The following is a 25,437-nucleotide window of genomic DNA, read 5'->3' as shown; positions in this document are numbered from 1 at the left end:
GCTGCACCGCAATGGGACAGCGTCGACGCGTTCTCCGCTAGAAAGGGAGACGTAAGGATCATGGCAAAAGGCAGCAACGTCCCGGCGACGATCCCGGCGCTCGGCGGCGAGCAGAGCCTCAACCGCTACCTGTCCGAGATCAAGAAATTTCCGATCCTCGCGCCCGAGCAGGAGTTCATGCTCGCCAAGCGGTTTCAGGAGCACGGCGATACCGACGCCGCGGCGCAGCTCGTCACCAGCCACCTGCGCTTGGTCGCGAAGATCGCGATGGGTTACCGCGGCTACGGCCTGCCGACCTCCGAGCTGATCTCGGAAGGCAATATCGGCCTGATGCAGGGCGTGAAGAAGTTCGAGCCTGACCGCGGCTTCCGCCTCGCCACTTACGCGATGTGGTGGATTCGCGCCTCGATCCAGGAATATATCCTGCGCTCGTGGAGCCTGGTGAAGATGGGCACCACCGCGGCGCAGAAGAAGCTGTTCTTCAACCTGCGCCGCATGAAGGCTCGCCTCGACGCGTTCGAGGACGGCGATCTCAGCCCGGAGAACGTGCAGAAGATCGCCACCGACCTGGGTGTGACCGAGGCCGACGTCGTCAGCATGAATCGCCGCATGGCAATGGGCGGCGACACCTCGCTCAACGTTTCGATGCGCGAGGACGGCGAGGGTCAGTGGCAGGATTGGTTGCAGGACGACGCGCCCTTGCAGGACAAGGTCGTCGCCGATCAGCAGGAGGCGGACGTCCGCCACGACATGCTGGTCAACGCAATGGAGGACCTGAACGACCGCGAGAAGCACATCCTGACCGAGCGCCGCCTGACCGACGATCCCAAGACGCTGGAGGAACTCTCTCAGGTCTACGGCGTCAGCCGCGAGCGTGTGCGCCAGATCGAGGTTCGCGCCTTCGAGAAGCTGCAACGCGCGATGATGCGGATCGCGGGTGAGAAGCGACTGCTGACCGCTTGACGGATCGCACCGCACTCGCTTGTCTCTCCCGATAGGGGGAACAAGCGATGTGGGGTTCGATCAAGGCGATGTACGATGGCGCGGCCCGATTTGCCCGGGCTGCGCCATTGTTGTTCCTGGTGCCTGCGCTGGTCGAGTTCGCGCAGCACGTTGCCGAGGTGCAATCGGGCATGTACCTCAGCCGCGACGCCGCGCGCGCCGCCGCCAACGATCCCGCCCGCCTCGCCTTCGGTTTCGCCAAGACGCTGGCGCTCATCCTGCCCGGCTATTGGTTCACGCGCTTTCTCGCCTTCCACGGTGACCTGCGCCGCACGCTCGCGTTGGACACGCGCGCGATGGGATTGTTCGCGATTCAGTTCGCGATCATCGGCGCGGCGCAATATCTGATGCTGTTCGGCCCGCCGCTCGGCCCCACGCTCGGGCTCGACGGCCGCGCCGCCGGCATTGCCGCTATCGCACTCGTGGTGGCGCAGACGATCCTCGGCATCTACCTGACCGCCTGGTTCGTCGCCTGGCCGCTCGGCAACGCCGCAATCGGACCCCTGCGCTCGTGCCGCGTAATGACCGGGCACTTCTGGCGCGCGATCGGCTATCTGCTCGCCGGCACGGTGCCGCTGATGGCACTCCACTACGCGCTCGGGCTCGGGGCGATCGGCCGCCCGCCCGCGCTGGTCTGGATCATGCTCGCGCTCGACGCGATCGCCGTCGCGTTCCTCGCACTGACGATGACCGCCGCCAAATACATGCCCGCGCGCGACGCGGCGGCGAGCAAGGGCGTGTCGCTGCTCCCCAAACCCGATGCAGTGCCGGCAGCGCGATGAACCCCGACGTCCTCGTCATCGGCGCGGGTGCCGCCGGCATCGCCGCCGCCCGTCACCTCCACGACGCGGGCGTCGACACGCTGCTGATCGAGGCACGCGACCGCGTCGGCGGCCGTGCGCGCACGATCCACCATGCAGGAGCCGCGCTCGATCTCGGCTGCGGCTGGCTCCACTCCGCGCGTCGCAACAGTTGGACCGAGGTCGCCCGCACTGCCGGCTTCACCATCGCCACCGATACCGCCAACTGGGGCGAGCAGTGGCGTGACCTAGGCTTTTCGCCCGACGAGCAAGTCGCATTCGGTCGGGCGTGGGACGCATGGGAGGAACGCGCGCGTGCCGCCGCCAACGGCCCCGACCAGCCGCTCTCCGCCTTCGTCGCGCCCGACGAGCGCTGGCGTCCGATGCTCGACGCGCTGTCGGGCTATATCAACGGCGCCAATCTGTCCGACGTGTCGCTCCACGACTGGCTCGCCTACGAGGATGCCGCGACCGACGACAATTGGGCGCTGCGCGAGGGTTACGGCACGCTGGTCGCGCAGCATGTCGCCGACGTGCCGATCCGGCTCAACACCGCCGCCACCCACATCGATCACGGCGGTGCGAACCTGCGCGTCACCACCACCGCGGGCACGATCACCGCCCGCGCCGTCATCGTCGCGGTCCCCACGCCCGTTCTCGCCGACGAGCGACTGCGCTTCTCTCCCGCGCTGCCCGACAAGCACGCCGCCGCCGCCGCGCTGCCGCTCGGCATCGCTGACAAGGCGTTCCTCGAGGTCGACGCCCCCGACTGGCCGCACGACGCGCATCTGATCGGCCATCCGCACCGCGCCTGCACCGCCAGCCACCGCCTATCGCCGTTCGGCTGGCCGGTGATCGAGAGCTTCTTCGGCGGCGACTGCGCCGACCAACTCGAGGATGGCGACGCCACCGCCTTCGCGATTGACGAGCTCGTCGCGCTGCTCGGCAGCGAGTGGCGCACACGGCTGACGCCGATCACCGCCACCCGCTGGCGCCACGAGCCGTGGATCGAGGGCAGCTACTCGCACGCGCGCGTCGGCCACGCCGATCAGCGCGCGGTGCTCGCGCAATCGGTCGACAACCGCATCTTCTTCGCGGGCGAGGCCTGCTCGCCCCACGACTTCTCCACCGCACACGGCGCACGCGACACCGACCTCGCCGCCGCCGACGACGCACGCCGCGCGCTCGTGCACCTCACGTCGGTCGGAACCTGATCCGAAGGACTAACACCTTCCCAGTAACCACTGACATACATCCTCTCGTCACTCCGGACTTGATCCGGGGTCCCGCTTCTTGGGCCGGGGAGGAGAACGCAACGGGAGCCCAGATCAAGTCCGGTATGACAGGTAGGCGACTGCTGAAAGTCGGCGCTGCCGAGCCGACAGTCAGAGAACTCGATCACCCAACAAGCACCGACCACGCCCCCTCACCCAAGATCGTCCTTCACCCCCGCAGCGCGACCGCGTAGACCCGCGCGCACCATGATCCTCGCGCTACGTATCCTGCTCAAGGCCGTTCTATGGTTCGTCGTCCTGTCGGTGTTGTGGGTCGGCGCCTACGCGCTGGTGCCGCCGCCGTTCACGCTGACGATGGCGGGCGACCTGATGCAGGGCCGCTCGATCACCAAGGATTGGACGCCGCTCGCCGACATCGACCCTGACATGGCGCGCGCCGCGATCGCGGGTGAGGACGCGCGCTTCTGCCTCCATCACGGCTTCGACTGGCAGGCGATGGCAGGGGCCGCGATGCGCAACGCACAGGGTGGCCGCATACGCGGTGGCTCGACCATCAGCCAGCAGACCGCCAAGAACGCCTTCCTGTGGCAAGGCGGCGGCTACGTCCGAAAGGCGCTTGAGGCATGGTTCACCGCGCTGATAGAGCTGATCTGGGGCAAGCGCCGCATCATGGAGGTCTACCTCAACCTCGCCGAGACCGGCATCGGCACTTACGGGGCGCAGGCAGCGGCGATCCGCTACTTCAACCACCCCGCCGCGCGCTTGAGTGCGACCGAGGCCGGCCGCATCGCCGCCGTGCTGCCGCTGCCGAAGAAGCGTGCCGCGATCGATCCGCGCGGCTTCGTGCGTCGCCACGGTAACGCGATCGCCGCCCGCATCGGCGTCGTCCGTCGCCAAGGCCTCGACGCCTGCCTACGCTGAGCGATCAGGCCCACCGTTCCCCATTGTCATACCGGACTTGATCCGGGATCCGGCTTCTTCCCACGCCCAATCAGCGTAGTGGAACGCTCGATTGAGTAAAGAGCACCAGACGAGCGGCACCAATGAAGGTTAGGCGAACACCGCTCTCCGCCCCGCCATCAACTATTCTTGTCGATCGCCGCGCCTGCCTTGTCCGCAGTCGACTCGACGCTCTTCGCCGCCGAACTGATCGCGTTGTTCTTGGACACTTCGCTGCTGCTTCCGACGAACATGAAATAGGCCGCAACGCACACCGCCACCAGCACCGCAATACCGATCAACAATCCGCCACTCGACCCGCGGCGTTCGATCACCGTCGTGTGCGGGGTCTGCGTGATACGATCCTCTGCCATGCAATCCTCCTGTTTCTGAACACCAGAACCGGAGTTGCCGCGACTTGTTCCACCCCCGTCACGAGCATCGGCGCGGGCGTTTGCCCGACATGCGAACGGCGGAGGTACGCCGCCGCACCCCCGCCGTTCGGCAATCTCGATCCGTCGATCAGAACGGCAGCTTGAACCCCGGCGGCAATTGCAGCCCGCTGGTCATCTTCGACATCTCGGTCGAGGATGCCGCATCGGCCTTCGCGCGCGCGTCGTTGAGCGCGGCGGCGACCAGATCCTCGACCATCTGCTTCTCGCTCGGCTGGAGCAGCGACTCGTCGATCGACACCGCGATGATCCGCCCCTTGGCCGACGCCTTGACCTTCACGAGCCCGCCGCCCGCCGCGCCGTCGACCTCGATCGTGTCGAGCCCGTCCTGCGCCTTCTGCAACTCGGCCTGGACGTTCTGCGCCATGGCCAGAATGTCGTTCAAATCCTTCACGAGAGACTCCGTTTGGCTGCGGGCGGATCGATGAGTTCCGCCCCGGGAAAGGCATGAAGCGCGGCCAGCACCGCCGGCGATTGCGCCACGGCTTCGTGACGCGCCTGCACCGCGTCGAGTTCCGCCTCGCGCACCGATCGCTCGCCCGGTGCGTCGACCAGCGCGATCTTCCACACGCGCCCGGTCGCGTCCTTCAACGCGGCGGCGAGCTCGACCAGCATGTCCGCCGGCAAGGGCCGGCTGTTGCTGAACTCGATCTCGGGCGGGGCGTAGCGGACCAGCCGCGCGGCGTGGCGCAACCTTGCGACCAGTGCGATCTGCCCGGCTGCTTCCAACGCGTCGAGCGCACCCGCGAACTCGCGGGGGATCCGATCGGCCGGCGTCGGCGCAGCAGCGGGTGCGGCCGCCGGCGGCGCCGCCGCGACGGCGGGCGGACCGCGCCGCGCTAGCTCGCCCGGATCGGGCAGGCTCGATGCGTGGATCACGCGCAGCAGCGCCATCTCCGCCGTCTCGATCGGTAGCGACGCGCCGCTCACCTCCTCATAGCCCTTGAGCAGCAACTGCCACAGCCGGTGCAGCACCGGGAACGACATGCCCCCCGCCCACTCGCGGTAAGCGGCGCGCTCCTCGACCGGCTGCGCCGGGTCTTCGGCCGCGCCGACCTTGATCAGCGTGACGCCGTGCACCGCTTCCAGCAGCCCGCGCATCACCGTCTGCGGATCGACGCCCAGCGTATATTGCCGCCTGAGCGCGGCGAGCGCGTCGGGCGCGTTTCCCTGAAGCAGCAATGCGAGCAGGTCGCGCACCGCGCCGCGGTCCGACAGCCCCAGCATCTCGCGCACCGCATCGGCGCGCACGCCCCCACCCTCCAGGTCGGCGTGCGCGATCGCCTGATCGAGGATCGACAAACCGTCACGCGCCGATCCTTCCGCCGCGCGTGCGATCAGCGCCAGCGCCTCCGCCTCCGCCTCGACACCCTCGGCCTCCGACACGCGCGCGAAATGATCCGCCAGCTTCTCCGCCGGAATGCGCCGCAGGTCGAACCGCTGGCAGCGCGACAGCACCGTGATCGGAACCTTGTTCACCTCGGTGGTGGCGAACAGGAACTTCACGTGCGCGGGCGGCTCCTCCAGTGTCTTGAGCAACCCGTTGAACGCCGCTTTCGACAGCATGTGGACCTCGTCCACGATGTAGATTTTGAACCTGGCCGACACCGCGGCGTAGCGCGACGCCTCGATGATCTCGCGTACGTCATCAATGCCGGTATGGCTCGCCGCGTCCATCTCGATCACGTCGATGTGGCGCCCTTCCGCGATCGCGCGGCACGGCTCGCACACCCCGCACGGATCGATCGTCGGCCCGCCCTGCCCGTCCGGGCCGATGCAGTTGAGCGCCTTCGCGATCAGTCGCGCGGTGGAGGTCTTCCCCACCCCGCGAACCCCCGTCAGCAGGAAGGCGTGCGCCAACCGGCCGCGCCGGATCGCGTTGGCGAGCGTCGTCACCATCGCGTCCTGCCCGATCAGCGCGGAGAAGGTCTGCGGCCGGTACTTGCGCGCGAGCACGCGGTACGTCTCCGGCTTGGCCGGTGCCGCGGGCTGGGGTGGAGAGCCGAGGTCGAAGGAGTCGGACATTGCCTGCCCGATGTAGGGGGCGAAGCCGCGTTTGTCGAAGCGATTAGCCGACCGTCATCCCGGACTTGATCCGGCATCCCACTTCTTCGGTGCTATCGAGAAAAAGGCTCGCCGCGGCGAAGCCGCGTCGTCGGACGGTGCAGTGCACCGCCGGCCGCGCTTGTCGCTTCGTGACTGCGCGGTGGGAGCCGGAACGACCCGCGGCGAAATCGTTGTGGCTGCTTCCTTCCGGACCTGACCAGGTTGGCGACGACCACGTCCGCCCGACTCCCGCGCGCCCTATGGCGGAGCCGGGCGGTGTGATCAAGCCATTAGCACCGGCTCAGCGGCGATAGCGCACCGTGCGGCAGACGGTGACGCGGCGGCCATGACGCCAGCGTTTCTCGCACACGCGGCGGTTGTGCCAGCGCCCGCGGTAGCGCGGTCCGGTGTGACGCACCACCGTGCGCTCGCGCACCACGACGCGCTCCTGCGCCGCGGCAGGTGCAGCAGTCGCCGCGACGCCGGTCATCGACAGGAGGCCGAACGCCAGCATGGAAAACAGAGCCTTCATTGTACGCTCTCCTCAGTAACGAACGCGATAGCAGCGGCGGACCGAGCCGTAGCGTGCCGGGCGATAGCGACAGACAGTGCGGAAGCGCGGCCCGCGCCAGCGACGGTCATAACCGTAGCCGCGCCCGCGAAAACGGCGTGGCGGCGCGTGATAACGGCCACCGTGGTAATAGCGACCCGAATGCCAGCCGCGCTCGTCGCGCCAGCGCTGCGCGTCCGCCGCGACCGGCGTCATCGCGCTCGCCGTCACCACGCCGGCCAAGCTCAACATCATCAGCTTCATGCCTGTTACTCCTCTACGCGCCCACCCACCACGCGCAGAATAGGCCAGTGGTCCTGCTGGTTCCTGAACCGGTCGGTCAGGCGAGAGTCAGGCGGCAGGAAGGCTGAGCCCCAGTTCTTCCAGCGCCGGCGTCAGCACGATCTGACACGCCAGCCGGCTGGTACGCCGCGCATTCGGCACCAGGTCGAGCATGTCCTCTTCCTCCTCGCTCGCAGGCGACAGGCGATCGAAATCGGCGGCAGCAAGGACAACGTGGCAGGTCGCGCACGCCATGTCCCCGCCACACGTCCCTTCGAGCGGGAGTCCGGCGCGCTGGCAGGCATCGAGCAACCGCTCGCCCGGCTCGCCCGCGAACTCGGACACCGCGTCACCATCGGTCACGAACAATCTCATGCCGCGATCCTCTGCGCGTCGGCGGCAGCGGCGATCCGGCCAATCCCGGCGCGTAGCTCCTCCTCGGTCGTATAACGCCCGAAGCCGAGCCTGATCGAGCTACGCGCCGCGGCGTCGGAGAGCCCGATCGCTCGCAGCACGTGGCTGGCGCGGCCCGATCCGCTCGCGCACGCACTGCCGGCCGAGAAAGCCAGGTCGCGCAGCTCGCTCATCAATCGGTTGACGTCGAGCCCAGTGCGGCGGACGTTCAGATTGCCGCGATAGCGTGGGTCGACCGCGCCGTTGATTGCCCATCCCGGCAGCAGATCGACCGCCACCCGCCAAAGCCGCTCGACGTGCGCCGCATCCTCGTCCGCCCGCTCGCGCATCAACCGCGCCGCCACCTCGAACCCCACGCACAATGCCGGGCTGAGCGTGCCAGAGCGTCCGTCTTCCTGATTGCCGCCGTGGAGCAACGGCGCGATCGTCACGCCGTCACGCATCCACAGCGCACCGACGCCCTTCGGCCCATGCACCTTGTGGGCCGACACCGCGACCAGATTGACTGTCTCGGGGACCGCGACGCGGCCATAGCCCTGCACCGCGTCGCACAGCATCACCGCTCCCGCCGCATGAGCCATGTCGGCCAGTGCTCCGACCGGCTGCACCACCCCGATCTCGTTGTTGACCAGCATCGCCGCGACCAGCCCCGTGCCCGGCACGATCGCCGCGCGCGCCATGTCGAGGTCGACCGAGCCGTCCTGCCCGACCGTCAGCACCGTCACCGCGCGCCCGCGCGCCGCCTCTGCGGCAACCGTGTCGAGCACCGCGGCATGTTCGGTCGCGAGCGTAACGATGCCGCCGCTCGTGCCCTTGATCGCCCAATTGAGCGCCTCGGTCGCGCCGCTGGTGAAGGCGACGCGCCCGCCCGCCGGCAACAGCCGCGCCACCTCGCCCCGCGCGACCTCGACCGCCGCCTTGGCCGCGCGTCCGGCGCGGTGTGGCGAATGCGGGTTGGCGAACCCGTCCCGCAACCACGGCAGCATCGCGTCGAGCGCCTCGGGCGCGAGCGGCGTCGTCGCCTGATAATCGAGGTAGATCACGCCGCGAACGTCCGCGTCTCGCGCGCGATGCCGCGCCACGCGGCGATGAAGCGTTCGACATCGCGCTCGTCCGTCGTCCGACCGAAGCTGACGCGCACCACCTCGCGCGTCCGCGCCTCGTCCCACCCCATCGCACGCAGCACGTGACTCGGCTTCAAGCTCCCGCTCGCGCACGCGCTCCCCGCCGACACCGCGATCCCGCTCAGGTCGAAGCGGATCAGTTGTGCGTTCGCCGCCACGCCGGGCATCCGATAGCTGCCGATCGCGGGATGCCGCGCGGCGTCCTCGCCCACTACGTCGCCGCCCGACCGCCGGATCGCGTCGTCAAGCCGTTCGCGTAAGCGCACCCAGCGTTCGACCGGCTCGGCCTCCTCCAGCGCTGCTGCATAACCGAGCACGCCCGGTAGATTCTCCGTCCCCGCGCGGTAACCGCGTTCCTGCCCGCCCGATGGCGCCAGCACCGCCAAATCGCGCACCAGCAGCGCGCCGACGCCCGGCGGTCCACCGCGCTTGTGCGCCGACAAGGCCACCAGATCGGCGTGCGCCGCAACCTCCGCCCCCTCGCCTGCGGGCATCTGCGCCGCGTCGACCAGCAGCAGCGCGCCCGCGGCATGCACCGCCTCCGCAATCCCCGCGATCGGTTGCCGCACCCCCGTCTCGCTGTTGCACCATTGCACGCACACCAGCCCACCGCTCACTACGTCCAGCCCCTCGCGCGTCACCACGCCCTGTTCGTCGACCGGGAGCACCCGCGGGTCCGCGCCCGACCGCCACACCGCGTCATGCTCGACCGCGCTCGCGTACCGCGCGGGTGCGTGAACGCGGTTGAGCGCAATCCCGAGCGATTCGCTCGCTCCGCTGGTGAACAGCACTTCGCCCGTCCAGCCATAGGCCGCCGCCACCTGCGCGCGCGCTTCTTCCAACGCCTTGCGCGCTGCGCGTCCCTCGCCGTGCGGCGACGACGGATTGGCCCAGATCGCCATGCCCGCCAGCACGGCCGCGCGCGCGCCTGCGGTCATCGGCGTCGTCGCGGCGTGATCCAGATAGAGACGGTCAGACACAAAACGTTCCATTCTCGGGCTCTGCGCCTATATAGCGCGCCATTCCGGGCGCTCGCGCGTCCCCACGCATCATATAACGAGTGACCATGCCCGAAGTCATCTTTCCCGGTCCCGAAGGTCGCATCGAAGGCCGCTTCGCCCCTGCGCCGCGCCCGCGCGCGCCCGTCGCGATGATCCTCCACCCGCACCCGAACGCGGGCGGCACGATGAACAACCGCATCGTGCAGGAACTCTACAAGACGTTCCAGCGCCGCGGCTTCGCCACGCTGCGCTTCAACTTCCGCGGCGTCGGCAAGAGCCAGGGCGTGTTCGACAACGGCGTCGGCGAACTGTCCGATGCCGCCGCCGCGCTCGACTGGATCCAAAGCTTCCACCCAGAGGCGCAGACGACGTGGATCGCCGGGTTCAGCTTCGGCGCGTGGATCGGCATGCAGCTCCTGATGCGTCGCCCCGAAATTCGCGGCTTCATCTCGATCGCGCCGCCCGCCAACCTCTACGACTTCACCTTTCTCGCACCCTGCCCCTCGTCGGGGATCATCATCCAGGGCGCCGAGGACGAGGTGGCGACCCCGCCCGCGACGCAGAAGCTGGTCGACAAGCTGCGCACGCAGAAACACATCACGATCCACCACGACACGATCCCGCGCGCGAACCACTTCTTCGAGCATGAGATGCCCGACCTGATGAAGAGCGTGGACAATTACCTCGACATGCGGCTGGATCCGAATTCACCGATCCGCTGAGTCGCAGCGGAATAGCCACGGCTATTCCGCGCCCCGGCGACCAGCGCGGTCGGCGGCGCACCGCGCCGACCGACGACACGGGCTTTGCTCGTGTCGGCCTCCCGCCCCGCCCGTGCAGAACGGCTCGCCGCACACGGCTCCCCCTGTCCTACACCTCCCCCTCCCGCTAGAGCAGCCCTCAACCCGTACAACTCACCGTCATCCCGGACTTGATCCGGGATCCCGCTACCTCCTCCCGCCCGGCTCAGAAGCGGGACCCCGGATCAAGTCCGGCTCGACGAAGAACGTCTGACAAGCTGCCCGGAAACGCTCAGCACCCGAGCAGTCCCAAATCCCGCTCTTTCTCATCGTCCTCAGTCACCAAACCGCCACGTTGCCACAGCGCGGCGCACCGACCACGGTACCGCGCATTGGCATGACCTTAGCGTGACCTTCCGCGCCAAACCGCCGCGCATTGGTGTGACCTTCGCGTGACCTTCCATCCCGCGGCACCGTGCATTGGTGTGACCTTCGCGTGACCTTCGACCCCGCGGCACCGCGCATTGGTGTGACCTTCGCGTGACCTTCCGCACGTCGTCACAGCGTCCAGATCGCAACATTCGCGACCAGCACCAACGCCATGACGATCATCAGCACGCCCTTACGCCGATCGTGCCCCTTGCCGATCAACACCCCGCCGCCGATCGCGCAAGCGAACGCCGCCAGCATCGCAATCCCCGGCGCGGCCGCGGCGATCGAGTCGTAAGAGCCGCTCACGCGATCGCCCGCGCATAAGCGTCGATATCAACGTTCCCGCCCGACAGGATCACCAGCAACCCCGGCTCCAACGCCACCTTGCCGGCGAGCAGCGCCGCGAGCGCCACCGCCCCGCCGGGCTCCACCACCAACCGCAACCGCTCCGCGGCCCAGCGCTGAGCCGAACGCACCTCCGCCTCGCTTACCGCCACGCCCGTCGCGTCGCGCCGACTGAGCACATCGAACGTCAGCGGCGACACCTGCTTCGTCTGGAGCGCATCGCACGCGGTCGGCGGCGGGTTCGGCCCCACCGGCTCGATCCAGCTCGCCTCCAGGCTACGCCGCATGTCGTCCCAGCCCTCGGGCTCGACCACGGTGATCGCCGAATCCTTTAGCGCGAGCGCGACGCCCGCCGCCAACCCGCCACCGCCACACGGCACCGCGACGCGCGTACATGGCCCCAGCCCCGCCGCCGCCATCTGCTCCGCCGCCTCGACGCCCGCGCTGCCCTGCCCCTCGATGATCCACGGATCGTCGAAACTCGGGACCAGCGTCGCCCCCCGCGCCTCCGCCAGCCGCGCCGCGATCGCCTCTCGGCTCTCGCTCACCCGGTCGTAATCGACCACCTCGGCCCCCAGCGCCAGCGTCGCCTCGCGCTTCGCCTTGGGCGCGTCCGCCGGCATCACGATCGTCGCCGAAATGCCCAACCGCTTCGCCGCCCAGGCGATCCCCTGCGCATGGTTCCCGCTGGAGAAGGCGACCACACCCCGCCCCCGCGCCGCCTCGTCCAGGGCGGTCAGCCGATGCCACGCGCCGCGGATCTTGAACGCACCCGTGGGCTGGAGCGATTCGGCCTTCATCGCGACCGCCACCCCCTCGATCGTCACCACGTATAACGGTGTCTGCGGCAGGATCGCGGCGACCTTCGCCGCGGCATCGCGCACCCCTGCACGCGTCGGTTGTCGTAAAATTGTCACGTCTCGCGGAATGCCACGAAACAAGGGCCCGCGAAACGCTTTACAGGGGGGTATCACGAACCTATGTGACCCGTCCGCTGCCCCATGGGACTTCCACCGCAAGGCAGTGCTTATGTCGAACAACAAGTCCGCGGCTTCGCCGTGGCGCGGAGGTCCCTTGAATTGCACCAGCATCATAGCGCGCTGGGGCTAGCGCCCCAATCGACTGCCGTCCGTAGCGGCATCGACATCGCCAAGGGTGGACCGGTTCAGCCGGTCACGCTCGTTCGTCCCCACGCCGCGGCGCGGGCCGCCCGCTTCTTCTCGGAGAAGTTTCCGGGCCGCTCCATGTATGCGGTGAAGGCGAACCCGAGCCCCGAGCTCCTGCAGATCCTGTGGGACAATGGCATTACGCATTACGACGTCGCCAGCCTCGCCGAGGTGCGCCTCGTCGCGCGCACGCTGCCGCAGGCGACGCTCTGCTTCATGCACCCGGTTAAGGCCGAGGAAGCGGTGCGCGAAGCTTATGCGACGCACGGCGTCCGCACGTTCAGCCTCGATTCGATCGAGGAGCTGGACAAGATCATGCGCGCGACCGGCAACGCGACCGACCTGACGCTCTGCGTCCGGCTGCGTGTGTCGTCGGAGCATTCGAAACTCAGCCTCGCGTCCAAGTTCGGCGTCGCGCCGCACGAGGCGAAGGAGCTGCTATTCGCCGCGCGCCAGGCCGCCGACGCGCTCGGCATCTGCTTCCACGTCGGCAGCCAGGCGATGACGCCCGACGCCTATGCCGACGCGATGGAGCGCGTGCGCGCCGCGATCGTCGACGCGGCGGTGACGGTCGACGTCATCGACGTCGGCGGCGGCTTCCCGTCCAGCTACCCCGGCATGGAGCCGCCCCCGCTCGAGCGCTACTTCGAGACGATCCACCGCGCGTTCGAGAGCCTGCCGATTTCCTATTCGGCCGAGCTCTGGGCCGAGCCGGGTCGCGCTTTGTGCGCTGAATACAGTAGCGTCGTGGTGCGCGTGGAGCGTCGCCGCGGCAACGAGCTGTACATCAACGACGGCGCGTATGGCGCGCTGTTCGACGCCGCGCACATCGGCTGGCGCTTCCCGGTGACGCTGCTGCGCGAGCCCGAGTCGACCGTGCGCGATCATCCGTTCTCGTTCTACGGCCCGACCTGCGACGATCTCGACCATATGGCAGGCCCGTTCCTGCTGCCCGCCGATGTTCAGGCGGGCGATTATATCGAGATCGGCATGCTCGGCGCTTACGGCTCGGCGATGCGCACCGCGTTCAACGGCTTCGGCTCGGACGAGACCGTTGTGGTCACCGACGAGCCCATGGTGTCGCTCTACGACACGGTCGAGCAGGACAACGGCAAGCAGGAACGCGCCGAGATCACCTCGAACGTCGTCAAGCTGTAATCAAGCACTTGCAACGGTTGAACGGCGACGCACATCAGCGTCGCCGTTGCTACGGGTTTGCGCGTCCCCTTTGAACGACGCCGCGCCGATCATGCGGGAGCATCCCATGACTGACACCCTCACCAAGACTGCAGGCGCCAACGCGCCAATCAACGACACCCGTAAGGCTGAACTGCTGTCGAAGCAGGTCAAGCACATCGACATCAAAAGCTTCGACGCGCGCCCGATCGTTGACGCGATGAGCGACATGAGCTTCACCAGCCGCGATCTCGGCCGCGCGACCAAGATCTACAACGACATGCTCGCCGACAAGGATTGCACGGTCGTGCTCGTCATCGCCGGCTCGACCTCGGCGGGCGGCTGCATGGACCTGTATGCCGAGCTGGTGCGCAACAAGATGGTCGACGTGATCGTCGCTACCGGCGCGACGATCGTCGACATGGATTTCTTCGAGGGCCTGGGTCACAAGCATTACCAGGCGCTCGAGGTGCCCGACGACGACACGCTGCGCTCGCTCTACATCGACCGCATCTACGACACCTACATCGACGAGCAGCAGCTGCAGGACTGCGACTTCACGATCAACAAGATCGCGGAAAGCCTGGAGCCGAAGCCCTATTCGAGCCGCGCGTTCATCCGCGAGATGGGCAAATATCTCGTCGAGCACGGCAAGAAGGACAACAGCCTCGTCAAACTCGCCTACGAGCATGACGTGCCGATCTTCTGCCCGGCGTTCGTCGACTCGTCCGCAGGGTTCGGCCTCGTCAAGCATCAGGTCGACGCGGCGAAGGAAGGCCGTCCCTACATGGTGCTCGACGCGATCGCCGACTTCCGCGAGCTCACGCAGATCAAGATCGAGGCGGGCACCACCGGTCTCCTCATGATCGGCGGCGGCGTGCCGAAGAACTTCATCCAGGACACCGTCGTCTGCGCCGAGATCCTCGGCCACGAGGACGTCGAAGTCCACAAATACGCGGTGCAGATCACCGTCGCCGACGTGCGCGACGGCGCCTGCTCGTCCTCGACGCTGCAGGAGGCAGCGAGCTGGGGCAAGGTCAACACCGGCATCGAGCAGATGGTCTTCGCCGAGGCCGGCTCGGTGATGCCGCTGCTCGCCAGCGACGCCTACCACCGGGGTCACTGGAAGGACCGCGCCAAGCGCGGCTGGGCGAAACTGTTCGCCTGAGCGGCACGCGAGTAGCCACGCTACTCGCGAAACCGCGAAAGGCCGGCCGGCGCGGGGCCCAGCCCCGCGTCCGACGTCACGGGGCTAGTCCCCGTGATGTGGCCCTACGGATAAGTCCCCTTTCGCGACGCCGGTGCCTGCACTAGCGTCGCGACATGGACCCGAGCCCCGCCACCACGCACGCCATGCTCCAGCCGGTCGTCGTGCTGATCGCGTGGACCCTGGTCATGCTCGGCTGGACGATCGCCACCCGCCTGCCCGCGATGGCGCGCGCCGGCGTCAAGCTGTCCACGCTGGTGGGCAGCAAGGCCGCGGACGCCGACCGTTCGCTTCCCGCCGAGGCGCAGTGGAAGGCGCACAATTACAACCATCTGCTCGAACAACCCGTGCTGTTCTACGCGGTGTCGGGCGTGATCGTGCTGACCGGCACCGGTTACGGCGCCAACGTTTCACTCGCCTGGGCTTACGTCGGCTTACGCATCGCGCACAGCATCTGGCAGGCGACCGTGAACCGCGTCTCCGTGCGCTTCTACCTCTTCATCGCGTCGTCGCTGGTGCTGGCGGCGTTGACGCTCCACGCAGGCTTGGCGGTATTCTGACATGGCAAAAGGCGAAACGTTCGAGCGGCACCGCCAACCCTGGACCACGGACGAGATACAGAAACTCCACACGCTGGCGAAGAAGGGCATGGCGCTGAAAGCGATCGCCAAGGCGCTCAAGCGATCGGAAGAATCGACCAAGGACCGCGCCAAGGCCGACGGCCTGTCCATCGCCAAGCTGCGCTGAGATCATGACCGCGAGTTAATTGGCGCGGTCATCCCAGTGCGCGCATATCCTGGCGCATGGAGATCGAAGTCAGCGCCGAAGCAAAGGACAAGCGGCTCAACCGCGGTGTCGCGATCACCGTCGTCGTGCTGTCGGTCGCGATGGGGCTGGGCAACATCAAGGACGGCAACATCGTCCAGGCGATGGAGCAGGCGCAGGCGCGCAGCGTTGATCGCTGGAACGAATATCAGGCCACCCGCGTCAAGGCGCGCGTGATCGAGGTCGCGGCCGTGGGCGGCACAGCGCCCGTTACGCCATTCGCGGCCGACCTCGCGCGCTACCGGGCCGAGACGCCGCAGCTAAAGGCGCAAGCGCAAGAATATGAGGCGCAGTACGACGCGCTCAACATCCACGACGATCAATTCGATGCGAGCGAGGCGGCGCTCTCGACCGCGATCTCGGTCGCGGCGGTGGCGGCGCTGGTCGAGGCACCGTGGGTGCTCGCCGCCGCCTGGGTGTTCGGCGCGTTCGGGCTGTTCCTGTCGCTGTGCGGATTCGCCGACTGGGGCTTCCACCCCGACGTGCTCAGCACACTGCTGGGTTAGCGCTCGGCTAGGCGAACAGCCGCTTGAGGCTGCGCTCCAGCATCACGAACTGCCACAATGTCCGCCCGTGCTCCTCGCGCCCGCTGCGATGCGCCTCGGCGACTCGCGCGATCTCGCCCATGTCGAACCAGCCGCTGTCGCCGAGCACGCGCGAGCGCGCCAACCCCGCCGCCTCACCCGCGAGTGCGCCGCGGAACCACGCGCTGACCGGGGTCACGAACCCCATCTTGGGCCGGTAGAGGATGTCGCGCGGCAGATAGCGTTCGAGCGACCGCTTCATTAGCCACTTGCCCTCGCCCCCGCGCAACCGCATCGCCTGCGGCAGCGTCGCGGCGAACTCGACCAGCCGGTGGTCGAGCAACGGCTCGCGCGCCTCCAGCCCGACCGCCATGCTGGTGCGGTCGCTCTTGTTCAGAATGTCGCCGGGCAGCCAGATCTTCATATCGGCATATTGCGCGCGGTCGATCGCGTCGCGCGCGGGCGCGTCGCGCATCGCCGCGACATAGCGGTCCTGGGCACGGTGCCCGGCGAGCGCGCGCCGAGCCGTGTCGCTGAACAGCGCGCGGCGTAGCGCGGGCGTCGTCACCCCAACCGAGCGCGCATAGGCTTCCGCCCCATCGTCGGCGAGCGCCAGCAGCGTCGTCTTGGCGCGCAAGGGTCGCGGGGCCCAGTCCGCCTTGGGATAGGCGCGCCCTAACGTCCCGAACACCCGCCGTCGCAGGTCGGGCGGCAGCAGTCCGCGCACCCGCTCCTCCGCCGCCTGAAAACGATAGCGGCGATAGCCCGCCATCGCCTCGTCCGCGCCGTCACCCGACAAGGCCACCGTCACGTGCTCGCGCGCCAGTGCTGCGACCTGGTAGGTGGCGAGCGCGGAGGCATCGGCGAACGGCTCGTCGAACGCGGCGACCAGCGTGTCGATCAATCCAAAATCGTCCGATCGCACGACGCGGACGTGGTGGTCGGTCGCGAACCGCTCAGCGACCGCGGCGGCGTGGCTGCGCTCGTCGTGCCCGGCCTCGTCGAAGCCGATCGTGCAGGTCTTGACCGCCGCCCGGCTCGCCTCCGCCATCAGCGCGACGACCGCGGAGCTGTCGACCCCGCCCGATAGGAACGCGCCGAGCGGCACATCGGCGACCATGCGCGAGCGCACGCCGTCGCGCATCCGCGCAAGCAATTCCTCCCCAAGCGCCGCCGCCGATCCGCGCGCGCGATTGGCGAACGACACGTCCCACCATTGCCGGGGCTTCGCCGCGCCCTTGCCGCGCTCGATCAGCATGTAATGCCCGGCCGCGAGCTTGTTGACGCCCGACACCAGGCACGCGTCGTCGGGCACGTAGCCGTAGGCAAGGTAATCCTCCACCGCGCGCACGTCGGGCTTTCGCCTGAGCAGCGGATGCGCGAGCAACGCCTTCAGCTCCGACCCGAACGCGATCGCCCCGTCCGACAGCTCGGCCCAGTGAAGCGGCTTTACCCCCATGCGGTCGCGCGCGAGGAATAGCGTCTGCGTCGCCGCGTCGTAAATCGCGAACGCGAACATGCCGTTCAGCCGCTGGAGCATCGCCGCCCCCCAGGCGGCATAGCCGTGCAGCAGCACCTCGGTATCCCCGTCAGTCGCGAACACCGCGCCGCGCCGCTGTAACTCCTCGCGCAGCTCGCGATAATTGTAGATCTCGCCGTTGAACACGATCGTCAGCCGCGCGTCCGCGGTCGCCATCGGCTGCGGCGATCCTTCGAGGTCGATGATCGACAGTCGGCGGTGCGCGAAGCCGACACCGGGCGCGGTCCACACCCCCGCGCCATCCGGCCCGCGGTGCGCGATCGCATCCGCCATCGCGCGCAGTCGCGCCGGATCGACCGGCTTGGGCGTGGCGGGATAGAACAGCCCCGCGATGCCGCACATTAGCGCGGGCTCTCGGCGATCCGCAGCATGGCGGCACCCGGATCGCCCAGGCTAGCCAGGAAGCGCTCGATCGCCGTGCGCGGATCGTGCCCCGGTGCCGCGACCGCCGACAGGTGCAGCGCGATTGCGGGCTCCGGCGCGCCGAACAGCCGCATCTTCACCGTCGCGAGCTTCACCTGTTTGTCGTCCCCGGTCACCGTGTCACCGACGCGGTACCATGTCGCGACGACGCGCTCCACCTCTCCGCCGCCCGTGCCTGGGGCGGCATCGGCGACGATCCGCATCGCGCGGCCACCCTCGATTTGGGCCAGGTCGGCGACGCGCACCCAGCGATCGTCCTCGCGCAGCACGCCGGTGCCGTAGGAGACCAGCTCGCGCCCTTCCTCCTGGCGCGCGAACACCGCGACGCTGACATCAACGGCATCGCCCGCCGGATCGGCGTAGCGGCCGAGCAGGAAGTGATCGGCGCCCGGATGGTAAGACGACCACGCAGCGCGCGGATCAAGGTCGACGCGGCGCCAGCCGGCGACCTCGGGCAAGGCGATATGCGCCGGCAGCGATGCGGTGCGCGCCATGATCGCCGCCGCGCTCGCCGGAAACACGCCCGCGCCTGCCACGACCAGCACGCCCGCGACCACCACTTCCAGCGTCAGCCGGGGTCTTGTCTGGAGCCGCGCCGGATCGAACGCCGGATCATCGGGCGAACGGTCGAACCAGCGCCACGCGATCGCCATCACCCCCGCCATCACGACCGCGAAGAACACCCAGCCATAGACGATATGGTCGAACCCCGTCGCCGCCTCGACGCTGGTCAGATGCGCGGCGTAGATCGTCCCGAACGCGCGCACCCCGTTGGCGATCACCGGCACGACGACGCACACGCCCATGAACAGCGCGCGCCGTCGCCACGCGGTGAAGCATTGGTTGGCGACCAGCACCCCGAACGCCACCATCGAGATGACGAACTTCGCACCCGAGCACGCCTCGGCGACCTCGAAATAATAGCGTCCGGCGTGGATCAGCACGCCGTCGACGACCGCGGGCACGCCGAACAGGTGAAGCAGCGGCATCGTGATCGCGACCGTCACGTCCTGCAACGGCGGCTCCAACTCCTGCCCGAACGGTACCATGAAGAAGGCGTAGCCGAGCGGAAACAGCAGCCCGCGCGCGACATTCGGCCCCAGCGTCGTGACCACGGCGCCGTCCAGCATCAGTACGAGGCCTAGCTGCCGCGCGAGCGCGACGCCCGCGACCTCGCCCAGCATCCACCCCACCCCGCCACCAGCGACGACGAGCAATCCCGGCGCCCAGGCGACCGGCTGCAATTGCGCCAGTTCGCCGCTTCGTGCCCAGACCAGCCAGCCAACGACCGGAGCGATGAACAGACAGTGGCCGAACGTCGTGCTGGTCCACCACAGATGAACCACGTCGCGCACCTCGCCGGCGAAGATCAGCAGCAACGCCGCGGCGGCAAGCGCCAGCACGACGAGATGCCTCGTCCACGCACCCACCGCGAAGGCGCGCCGGGGCACGGCGATCGTCACGCGGCGGCTAATGCGGGCGCGTCGAGGCCCATCATCGCATCGAGCGGGGCCAGGCAGGCGTCCCAGGCATAACGCGCGCGCACCCGCGCCCGCGCCGCCTGTCCCAGCAGGCGGGCCTCCTCCGCGTCGTCCAGCAGCCGGGTCACGGCCTCGCCCATCCCGGCACCCGCCGCGACGCGGATCATTTCCGCATGGTCGATCCCCTCGGCCGCGGCGGGCGAGGCGACCACCGGCCGCGCCATCGCCATTGCTTCCAGCACCTTATTCTGGATGCCACGCGCCAGCCCCAGCGGCGCAACGACCACGTCGGCGGCGGCGAGCCAGCCGCGCACGTCGGGCACCTCCCCGGTCACGATCACCGCCGCGCTCGCCAGTGCGCGCACCTCGCGCACCGGCGCGCGCCCGACGATCGCGAAGCGCACCTCGGGGTGAGCCTCGCGCACCCGTGGCAGAACCTCGCGCACGAACGCGACAACCGCGTCGACGTTCGGCTTGTAATCCATTTGGCCGGTAAACACGATCAGCCGCCCCTGCCCAATCACAGGCACGAAAGCGGCGGCCGGATCGAAGACGCCAGTGTCAATCCCGTTTTCCAGCGCGCGCGCACCCGGCACCAGCGCAGCTTCCTCCACGCTGACGAACAGGCTCGCCTCGACGTGCCGGGTGACCGCGCGCTCGTACGCGCCGAGCAGCCGTGCCTCGCGACGATACATCCAGCGCGACGCGCCGCCCGCATCCTCGGCGAAGGCCGCGAACTTGGCCGAGTCCGCGTCGACGAAATCCATCACCGCGGGCACGCCAGCCGGCAGGTACTGCGCCATCTGCCCCGAAAAGGCGTAGACCCGGTCGATCCCCTGCTCGCGCACGATGCGCGCCACGGCCGCGTGCACGCGCGCATCGTCGAACGCCGCAAGCGACAGCGGCCGTCCGCTCGCCAGCGCCTCGACACCCGCCCGCCATCGCGGCTTGGTCCGCTCCACCACCACACATTCGCCCAGCATCTCGCGAAATTCGGGCGGCGGCGTCAGGTCGCGGGGGTCATCGGCGAAGGCCACCAGATGCACCCGCGCGCGTGCCGCCAAATGGCGCAGGACGTGGAAGCTCCTGATCTTGTCGCCGCGATCGGGCGGAGACGGCACGCGGTGCGCGAGGAACAGGATATCCATCGCCTCAGCCCAACCCGCGGCTGATCCACGGCCCTACCATGTTGGCGACCGGCAGCGGCAGCTTGGCCCAAGTCCGCACCATCATTGCGTATTTGGGGTTGAGCGGATTGACCTCACGGCGCTCCCCCTCGCTCCACGATGCGTAGGACAGCGGCCGGCCCTCGAAGCCCCAATTCTTCTTGAACGCCGCCGGACCGGTGCCGACCTTCGAGCGTCCAAAATCGAAGCGCGTACACCCGCGTGTTCGCGCATGCGCCATCAGCGCGAAATACATCCGGTCGTTGGCACGCAGCGCACGCGCGCCTTCCGTCCCCCCGCCCCAATATGGATAAACCGTGCCGCGCCAGTACAAGCTCAGCACGCTCGCCACCGGCACGCCCGCGTGGCGCACCGTCAGCACGTCGGCATCCATCCGCGCCATTACCTCACGGAACAGCGCGCGCGGGAACACCGGAGTGCCCAGATTGCGCACCGACTCGGCATAAACACGGTAATGATCGGCGAGCGCCGCAGCGTCGCGCCCGACCTCCACGGTCAAATCGTTCGCCAGCGCCTTGCGCACTTCGGCACGCTGCTTGCGCGGGATCGCGAGCAACTCGGCATCGTCACTGGCGGCCAGCGGTCGTGCGAAGCCGACATAGCTGCCGTCATCCACCACCCAGCCTGCCGGATGCGCGCCACCACGTAGCTCGATCGAGGGACATCCGAGCCGCTTCGCCAGGTCGCGCGCCGCGGATGCGAGCGGCTCGACCGCGCATGTCTCGCCCAGGATTCCGCCATTGACCGCGAAGCCATGCGACACCAGCGCGCGCCCGAACAACGGCGACCTCATCTCGGTCAGCGGCAACATGCCGGCGAGGCGTCCGTCGCCATGTTCGGCCAACAGCACGTGCGCTCGCTGCCCGCACGCCGCCGTCACTGCCTCGCCCCATTCGAGCTGATGAAACGGCGTCGCATCCGGGTGCGTGCGCACGAAGTCGGCAATCTGCGGGCGATCGCTCGCCGCAGCCTCGCGCACCCCAACCGGTCGGACGAGCAACGGCATCGTCACGCCGCCAACCGCTCCACCACGGCATCGACCCGGCCCCAGGCGTGCCGCCCCAGCAACCCGCGCAACTTGCCCGTCATCGCCCCCTGCCGGCTATAATGCCGCAGTTTCGACCGGAGCGGCGCGCCTGCGACGCGCGGCTGGCCGGGATCGACCTCCCACGGATGAAAATAGAACATGCCGGGCTGCGCCGCCGCATTGACCTGCCGCATCGCGAAATCGGTGATCGCCGCGGGCAACAGGCGGAAGAACCCGCCCCCGGTCGCGAACCGCCGCCCCGCCGCCTCGCCCACCGTCACCGGCACCTCGACCAGTCCGGCGTCACGCAACGGCTTCCATGCAAAGCGCGGACTCTCGCGCCAGCCGTAATGGTCGTGGCGTACCGGCGCGACGCTGGAGGAATAGCGATAGCCTTCCTCCGCCAGCACCGGATGTGCCCACGGCGTCCGCTGGTCGATCGAGAAACTCGGCGCACGATAGCCGCTCACCCGCGCGCCCGTCGCATCCTCCAGCGCGGTTTGCGCCTGCCGCAGGTCGGCACGGAACGCCGCTGCATTCATCGTGAACACGCGCTGGTGGTCCCAGCCGTGGCTCGCGATCTCATGCCCCTCGTCCACGATCCGCCGCATCAACGCGCCGTGACGCGCCGCAACCCAGCCGAGCGTGAAGAACGTCGCCTTGGTGTTTGATTCCGCAAACAGGTCGAGCACGCGCGCGGTGCTGTCGGCCACGCGGCTCTCCAGCCCGTCCCAATCGGCCTTGTTGATCGTCCCTTCAAACGCGCCGACCTGAAACCATTCCTCCACATCGACCGACATGCCGTTCAGAACGCGCGCCTTTTCCACGGTTAGGCGACCCCGCGCATCGGCGCATCGCGCACCTCGTCGCGTTCGACCCAGTCGATCAGCAGCGTCAGCATCCGCCGGAGCGCCGCGTCCTGCTCGTCAATCCGCGCCTCCAACGCTGCGATCCGCGCCTCGTCGAACGACGCGGCCGGTGCGGGCGTCATGTCCGCTTCCGCGTCATTCGCGTTCGCCGCCGCAGGTCGTTCGGGTGCCGCAGCAGCCGGCGTGCTCGGCACCGCCGGCATCTCGCGCCGCTGGTCGTTGACCACCGCGCGCACCACCTTGGCGTCGATCATCTCGATCTCGCTGACGGCCGCGTGGAGCAGCACACGGCTCATCAACTGGTTCAAGCGTCTGGGTACACCCTCGCTCGCGCGGTACAGGATCGGGAACGCATCCTCGGTGAAGTTCGGCCGCCCGGTCCAGCCGGCGATCTGCAATCGGTGCCCGACATAGTCCGCCACCTCGTCCGGCTCCATCGGGTCGAGGTGATGGATCGCGATCACGCGCTGGCGCAATTGCTCCAACCGAGCCGAGCCGTTCAACCGCTCGCGGAACTCGGGCTGGCCGAGCAGAAAAATCTGCAACAACGCGTGCCCGCCCGCCTGGAAGTTGGACAGCATCCGCAACTCCTCCAGCGCGGAGGTCGGCAGCGCCTGGCTCTCGTCGACGATCAGCAGCGTCCGCCGTCCAGTGCGCGCGACCGCGTGCAGCCCGCGCTCGATCAGAAGCAGCAGCTCGGCCTTGTTCTTGCCCGCATGATCGATGTTCAACCCGCCCGCGACAATGCGCAGCAGGTCGTCCGCTTCGATCGCGGTCGACACGATCTTGATCACCGTCATGTTGGCAGGATCGATCTTGTCCATCAGATGCCCGACCAGCGTGGTCTTGCCCGCGCCGATATCGCCGGTGATGACGATGAACCCCTCACCCTGAGCTAGACCGTAGCCCAAATATGCCATCGCCTTCTTGTGCGTGGCGGTGTCGAACCAGAAACGCGGGTCGGGCGTCAACTGGAACGGGCGGTCGTGAAATCCGAAGAACGTCTCGTACATGGCCGTATCCGTTCAGAAATTGTACCGTGCGCCGAGCAGCGCCTGCGCCGACACCTGCGTGTCGAAATCACCCTGGTCGAACGCGTAGAGCCCGGCCGACAGCGAGGTGCCGAGCCGCCCGAAATTGTGGCTGTAGGTGCCGTTCAGCCCGCCGCCATACACGTCCTGCGCGCCCGGCAACTCGCTGGAGAACCAATTGCCGTACAGGTTGGCGTCGAACGCCGACACGCGGCTGAGCGCGCGCGAGTAGAACACTTGCGCATAGGCGCTCTGATCCTCCAGCCCCAGCACCTGCGTGCCCACCGCGACGTTGGGCGCATAAAGCCGGCGGTTGGCATAGCCGCCACCGATGCCCCAACTGGTGCGGCCGCGCGCGATGCTCCACGCGCCGTCGATCCCGCGCGCGCGGTAGCTGGCGGTGGAGATCGACTGGAACACGTCGTTCAGACACCCACCCGCCGGATTGGTCGACCCGCCGCTGGTCGGGCGACCGAACACGCAACCGCCGAACAGCTGACCGAACGGATCGCGCTGCGTCTGGAAACTGGTCGGCAGGCCCGCGATGCCGTCGCGCAACTGACGCCCGAACGTTTCGATCGCGTCGTACACCACGACCTGCAATCCCGACACTTCCGACATCCGCCACGACAAGGCGCCAGAGTAAGTTTCGCCGCCGTAGCGATAGCCGGCGGTCGCCTGCAGCTCGAGCCGCGGCGACGGGCGCCAGATCACACCCGCGTCGTAGATCAAACCGTCGGTGTCATAGGCGATCCGCTCGGGTGAATTAGGATCGGTGACGAAGCGGCCGTTGTTGTCGACCACGGCCTGCCCGCTCGTGTCGAGCAGCGGGTCGCGCTGCATGGACTTGATCCGCTCGTACCCCGCACCCGCGCGCAGCGCCACCGTGCGGCTCACCGGCAGCGTGACATCGCCGCGACCGTAATAACCCTCATATTGCTGATCGAGCTGGCTCGTGTCCTCGCGCTCGTACGCACCGCTGACGGTCACGCCGAACGGCGCGATCCGGTTCGCGGGGACGCCGACGCTTGCCAGTACGACATGGTTGGTCGACGAGTCATACCCGTCGAGGCGCGGCGATCCGGGAGCCAGCGTGATGTCGGCGTCGCCTTCCACCTTGGTGTAGCCGAACTGATACGCACCGCTGACGTCGAACGGCCCCGCGCGTGTCTGCACGCTCGGCCCTGCGAACAGTGAATAGACCTGCGTCAGATTGTCGGTGGTGCCGATCAGATTGACCGGCGCGGCGCCGCGGATGTCGCTGCGCTGCCGGGTTGCCAGCGCACCCGCGTCGAGCGACAGGCCCGGCGCCAGCTGCGTCGTCACCCGCGCCAGCCCGCTGTGAACGCTCAGATCGTCGCTGCCGTCCTCCCAGGAGAACCGTCGTTCGTAGCGGTAGCTGATCTGCCCATCGGTACGCCCGGTGCTGACGCCGGCGTCGATCCCGGCAGCGAGCGAGGAATAGGTCACCACGTCGTCGCCGTTCGACAAATCGGCGGCGACGGCCTGCGTCGCCTCGATATAGGGGGCGACATAGTGCGACCGCGCGGCGGCGGGCGACGCGACGAGCGCGCTCGTCGTCAGCGCTCCCGCCAGGATCACGGAAAACCGGGCCACGA

General features: G+C 68.4%; 27 protein-coding genes and 1 other RNA gene. 10 read left to right on the top strand and 18 right to left on the bottom strand.

Features of this window, described 5'->3' with window-relative positions; translation table 11 throughout:
- Positions 1–60 precede the first annotated feature (60 nt).
- The 4 genes from rpoH (at position 61) to mtgA (ending at position 3,958) form a co-directional block, all read left to right on the top strand.
- Positions 61–963, top strand: a complete 903-nt coding sequence (gene rpoH, locus HRV97_RS02720) for an RNA polymerase sigma factor RpoH (protein WP_174192134.1) — start codon at positions 61–63, stop codon at positions 961–963.
- A 47-nt stretch (positions 964–1,010) separates the two neighbouring features.
- Positions 1,011–1,784, top strand: coding sequence for a hypothetical protein (locus tag HRV97_RS02715; RefSeq protein WP_174192133.1), 774 nt, complete (start codon positions 1,011–1,013; stop codon positions 1,782–1,784).
- Entirely contained in the window at positions 1,781–3,016 is a 1,236-nt protein-coding gene (locus HRV97_RS02710; RefSeq protein ID WP_174192132.1) for a flavin monoamine oxidase family protein, read from the top strand. Before HRV97_RS02715 ends, HRV97_RS02710 begins: the two co-directional genes overlap by 4 nt.
- A gap of 267 nt (positions 3,017–3,283) precedes the next feature.
- Entirely contained in the window at positions 3,284–3,958 is a 675-nt protein-coding gene (gene mtgA, locus HRV97_RS02705; RefSeq protein WP_174192131.1) for a monofunctional biosynthetic peptidoglycan transglycosylase, read from the top strand.
- 158 nt (positions 3,959–4,116) lie between these two features.
- On the opposite strand, the gene HRV97_RS02700 is transcribed toward mtgA, so the two are convergent.
- From HRV97_RS02700 to HRV97_RS02660, 9 genes are all read right to left on the bottom strand, one after another.
- Positions 4,117–4,350 (bottom strand): hypothetical protein, encoded by a 234-nt coding sequence (locus tag HRV97_RS02700; RefSeq protein WP_174192130.1) that lies wholly within the window; start codon positions 4,348–4,350, stop codon positions 4,117–4,119.
- A 148-nt stretch (positions 4,351–4,498) separates the two neighbouring features.
- Positions 4,499–4,822 (bottom strand): YbaB/EbfC family nucleoid-associated protein, encoded by a 324-nt coding sequence (locus HRV97_RS02695; RefSeq protein ID WP_174192129.1) that lies wholly within the window; start codon positions 4,820–4,822, stop codon positions 4,499–4,501.
- A complete protein-coding gene (locus HRV97_RS02690) occupies positions 4,819–6,453 on the bottom strand; it encodes a DNA polymerase III subunit gamma/tau (RefSeq protein ID WP_174192128.1) in 1,635 nt (544 codons plus the stop codon). Before HRV97_RS02690 ends, HRV97_RS02695 begins: the two co-directional genes overlap by 4 nt.
- A gap of 177 nt (positions 6,454–6,630) precedes the next feature.
- Positions 6,631–6,728: signal recognition particle sRNA small type (gene ffs / locus HRV97_RS02685), an RNA gene on the bottom strand.
- Between the two features lie 47 nt (positions 6,729–6,775).
- Positions 6,776–7,006: a hypothetical protein gene (locus tag HRV97_RS02680; RefSeq protein ID WP_246248485.1), complete on the bottom strand. Its 231-nt coding sequence runs from the start codon at positions 7,004–7,006 to the stop codon at positions 6,776–6,778.
- 12 nt (positions 7,007–7,018) lie between these two features.
- Complete coding sequence (locus tag HRV97_RS02675; protein ID WP_174192127.1) at positions 7,019–7,288, bottom strand: hypothetical protein; 270 nt, start codon at positions 7,286–7,288, stop codon at positions 7,019–7,021.
- A gap of 87 nt (positions 7,289–7,375) precedes the next feature.
- On the bottom strand, positions 7,376–7,681 hold the full coding sequence (locus tag HRV97_RS02670; RefSeq protein WP_174192126.1) for a 2Fe-2S iron-sulfur cluster-binding protein: 306 nt from the start codon (positions 7,679–7,681) through the stop codon (positions 7,376–7,378).
- Positions 7,678–8,763 (bottom strand): aminotransferase class V-fold PLP-dependent enzyme, encoded by a 1,086-nt coding sequence (locus HRV97_RS02665; protein WP_174192651.1) that lies wholly within the window; start codon positions 8,761–8,763, stop codon positions 7,678–7,680. The genes HRV97_RS02670 and HRV97_RS02665 overlap by 4 nt, the downstream gene beginning before the upstream one ends.
- Positions 8,760–9,836, bottom strand: coding sequence for a cysteine desulfurase family protein (locus HRV97_RS02660; RefSeq protein ID WP_174192125.1), 1,077 nt, complete (start codon positions 9,834–9,836; stop codon positions 8,760–8,762). The genes HRV97_RS02665 and HRV97_RS02660 overlap by 4 nt, the downstream gene beginning before the upstream one ends.
- Before the next feature lie 74 nt (positions 9,837–9,910).
- Between HRV97_RS02660 and HRV97_RS02655 the strand changes: the two genes are divergently transcribed.
- Entirely contained in the window at positions 9,911–10,567 is a 657-nt protein-coding gene (locus HRV97_RS02655) for an alpha/beta hydrolase (RefSeq protein WP_174192124.1), read from the top strand.
- 576 nt (positions 10,568–11,143) lie between these two features.
- Here HRV97_RS02655 and HRV97_RS02650 read toward each other — a convergent pair.
- Positions 11,144–11,323, bottom strand: coding sequence for a hypothetical protein (locus tag HRV97_RS02650; protein ID WP_174191669.1), 180 nt, complete (start codon positions 11,321–11,323; stop codon positions 11,144–11,146).
- A complete protein-coding gene (locus HRV97_RS02645) occupies positions 11,320–12,246 on the bottom strand; it encodes a threonine ammonia-lyase (RefSeq protein WP_343044412.1) in 927 nt (308 codons plus the stop codon). The genes HRV97_RS02650 and HRV97_RS02645 overlap by 4 nt, the downstream gene beginning before the upstream one ends.
- A 195-nt stretch (positions 12,247–12,441) precedes the next feature.
- Between HRV97_RS02645 and HRV97_RS02640 the strand changes: the two genes are divergently transcribed.
- The 5 genes from HRV97_RS02640 to HRV97_RS02620 all read left to right on the top strand — a co-directional run bounded on the left by HRV97_RS02640 (position 12,442) and on the right by HRV97_RS02620 (position 16,242).
- On the top strand, positions 12,442–13,686 hold the full coding sequence (locus tag HRV97_RS02640) for a type III PLP-dependent enzyme (RefSeq protein ID WP_174192649.1): 1,245 nt from the start codon (positions 12,442–12,444) through the stop codon (positions 13,684–13,686).
- 106 nt (positions 13,687–13,792) lie between these two features.
- Entirely contained in the window at positions 13,793–14,872 is a 1,080-nt protein-coding gene (locus HRV97_RS02635) for a 1,9-bis(guanidino)-5-aza-nonane synthase (RefSeq protein ID WP_174192122.1), read from the top strand.
- Positions 14,873–15,027: 155 nt separating this feature from the next.
- Complete coding sequence (locus HRV97_RS02630) at positions 15,028–15,471, top strand: MAPEG family protein (protein WP_246248484.1); 444 nt, start codon at positions 15,028–15,030, stop codon at positions 15,469–15,471.
- Position 15,472: 1 nt separating this feature from the next.
- A complete protein-coding gene (locus HRV97_RS02625; RefSeq protein ID WP_174192121.1) occupies positions 15,473–15,658 on the top strand; it encodes a hypothetical protein in 186 nt (61 codons plus the stop codon).
- 56 nt (positions 15,659–15,714) lie between these two features.
- Positions 15,715–16,242, top strand: coding sequence for a DUF4337 family protein (locus tag HRV97_RS02620; RefSeq protein ID WP_174192120.1), 528 nt, complete (start codon positions 15,715–15,717; stop codon positions 16,240–16,242).
- Between the two features lie 7 nt (positions 16,243–16,249).
- Here HRV97_RS02620 and HRV97_RS02615 read toward each other — a convergent pair whose 3' ends face one another.
- From HRV97_RS02615 to HRV97_RS02585, 7 genes are read right to left on the bottom strand one after another with little or no spacing between them, the layout of a single operon-like run.
- Positions 16,250–18,142 (bottom strand): XrtA/PEP-CTERM system amidotransferase, encoded by a 1,893-nt coding sequence (locus tag HRV97_RS02615; protein ID WP_174192119.1) that lies wholly within the window; start codon positions 18,140–18,142, stop codon positions 16,250–16,252.
- Positions 18,142–19,686 carry an exosortase A gene (gene xrtA, locus HRV97_RS02610; RefSeq protein ID WP_174192118.1) on the bottom strand — a complete coding sequence of 515 codons (1,545 nt, stop codon included), beginning with the start codon at positions 19,684–19,686 and terminating at the stop codon, positions 18,142–18,144. Before xrtA ends, HRV97_RS02615 begins: the two co-directional genes overlap by 1 nt.
- On the bottom strand, positions 19,683–20,852 hold the full coding sequence (locus HRV97_RS02605) for a TIGR03087 family PEP-CTERM/XrtA system glycosyltransferase (protein WP_174192117.1): 1,170 nt from the start codon (positions 20,850–20,852) through the stop codon (positions 19,683–19,685). Before HRV97_RS02605 ends, xrtA begins: the two co-directional genes overlap by 4 nt.
- Positions 20,853–20,856: 4 nt before the next feature.
- On the bottom strand, positions 20,857–21,903 hold the full coding sequence (locus HRV97_RS02600; protein WP_425505715.1) for a FemAB family XrtA/PEP-CTERM system-associated protein: 1,047 nt from the start codon (positions 21,901–21,903) through the stop codon (positions 20,857–20,859).
- Positions 21,900–22,718: an XrtA system polysaccharide deacetylase gene (locus HRV97_RS02595; protein WP_174192645.1), complete on the bottom strand. Its 819-nt coding sequence runs from the start codon at positions 22,716–22,718 to the stop codon at positions 21,900–21,902. Before HRV97_RS02595 ends, HRV97_RS02600 begins: the two co-directional genes overlap by 4 nt.
- A 29-nt stretch (positions 22,719–22,747) precedes the next feature.
- Positions 22,748–23,800 (bottom strand): ExeA family protein, encoded by a 1,053-nt coding sequence (locus tag HRV97_RS02590; protein WP_174192115.1) that lies wholly within the window; start codon positions 23,798–23,800, stop codon positions 22,748–22,750.
- A 12-nt stretch (positions 23,801–23,812) separates the two neighbouring features.
- On the bottom strand, positions 23,813–25,435 hold the full coding sequence (locus tag HRV97_RS02585; protein ID WP_343044411.1) for a TonB-dependent receptor: 1,623 nt from the start codon (positions 25,433–25,435) through the stop codon (positions 23,813–23,815).
- Positions 25,436–25,437: the final 2 nt, after the last annotated feature.

Origin of the sequence: Sphingomonas hominis, assembly GCF_013328205.1 — a bacterium.
GTDB lineage: Bacteria > Pseudomonadota > Alphaproteobacteria > Sphingomonadales > Sphingomonadaceae > Sphingomonas > Sphingomonas hominis.
The sequence above is the reverse complement of the archived record's forward strand: the minus strand, read 5'-3'. Positions and strand labels throughout refer to the sequence as shown.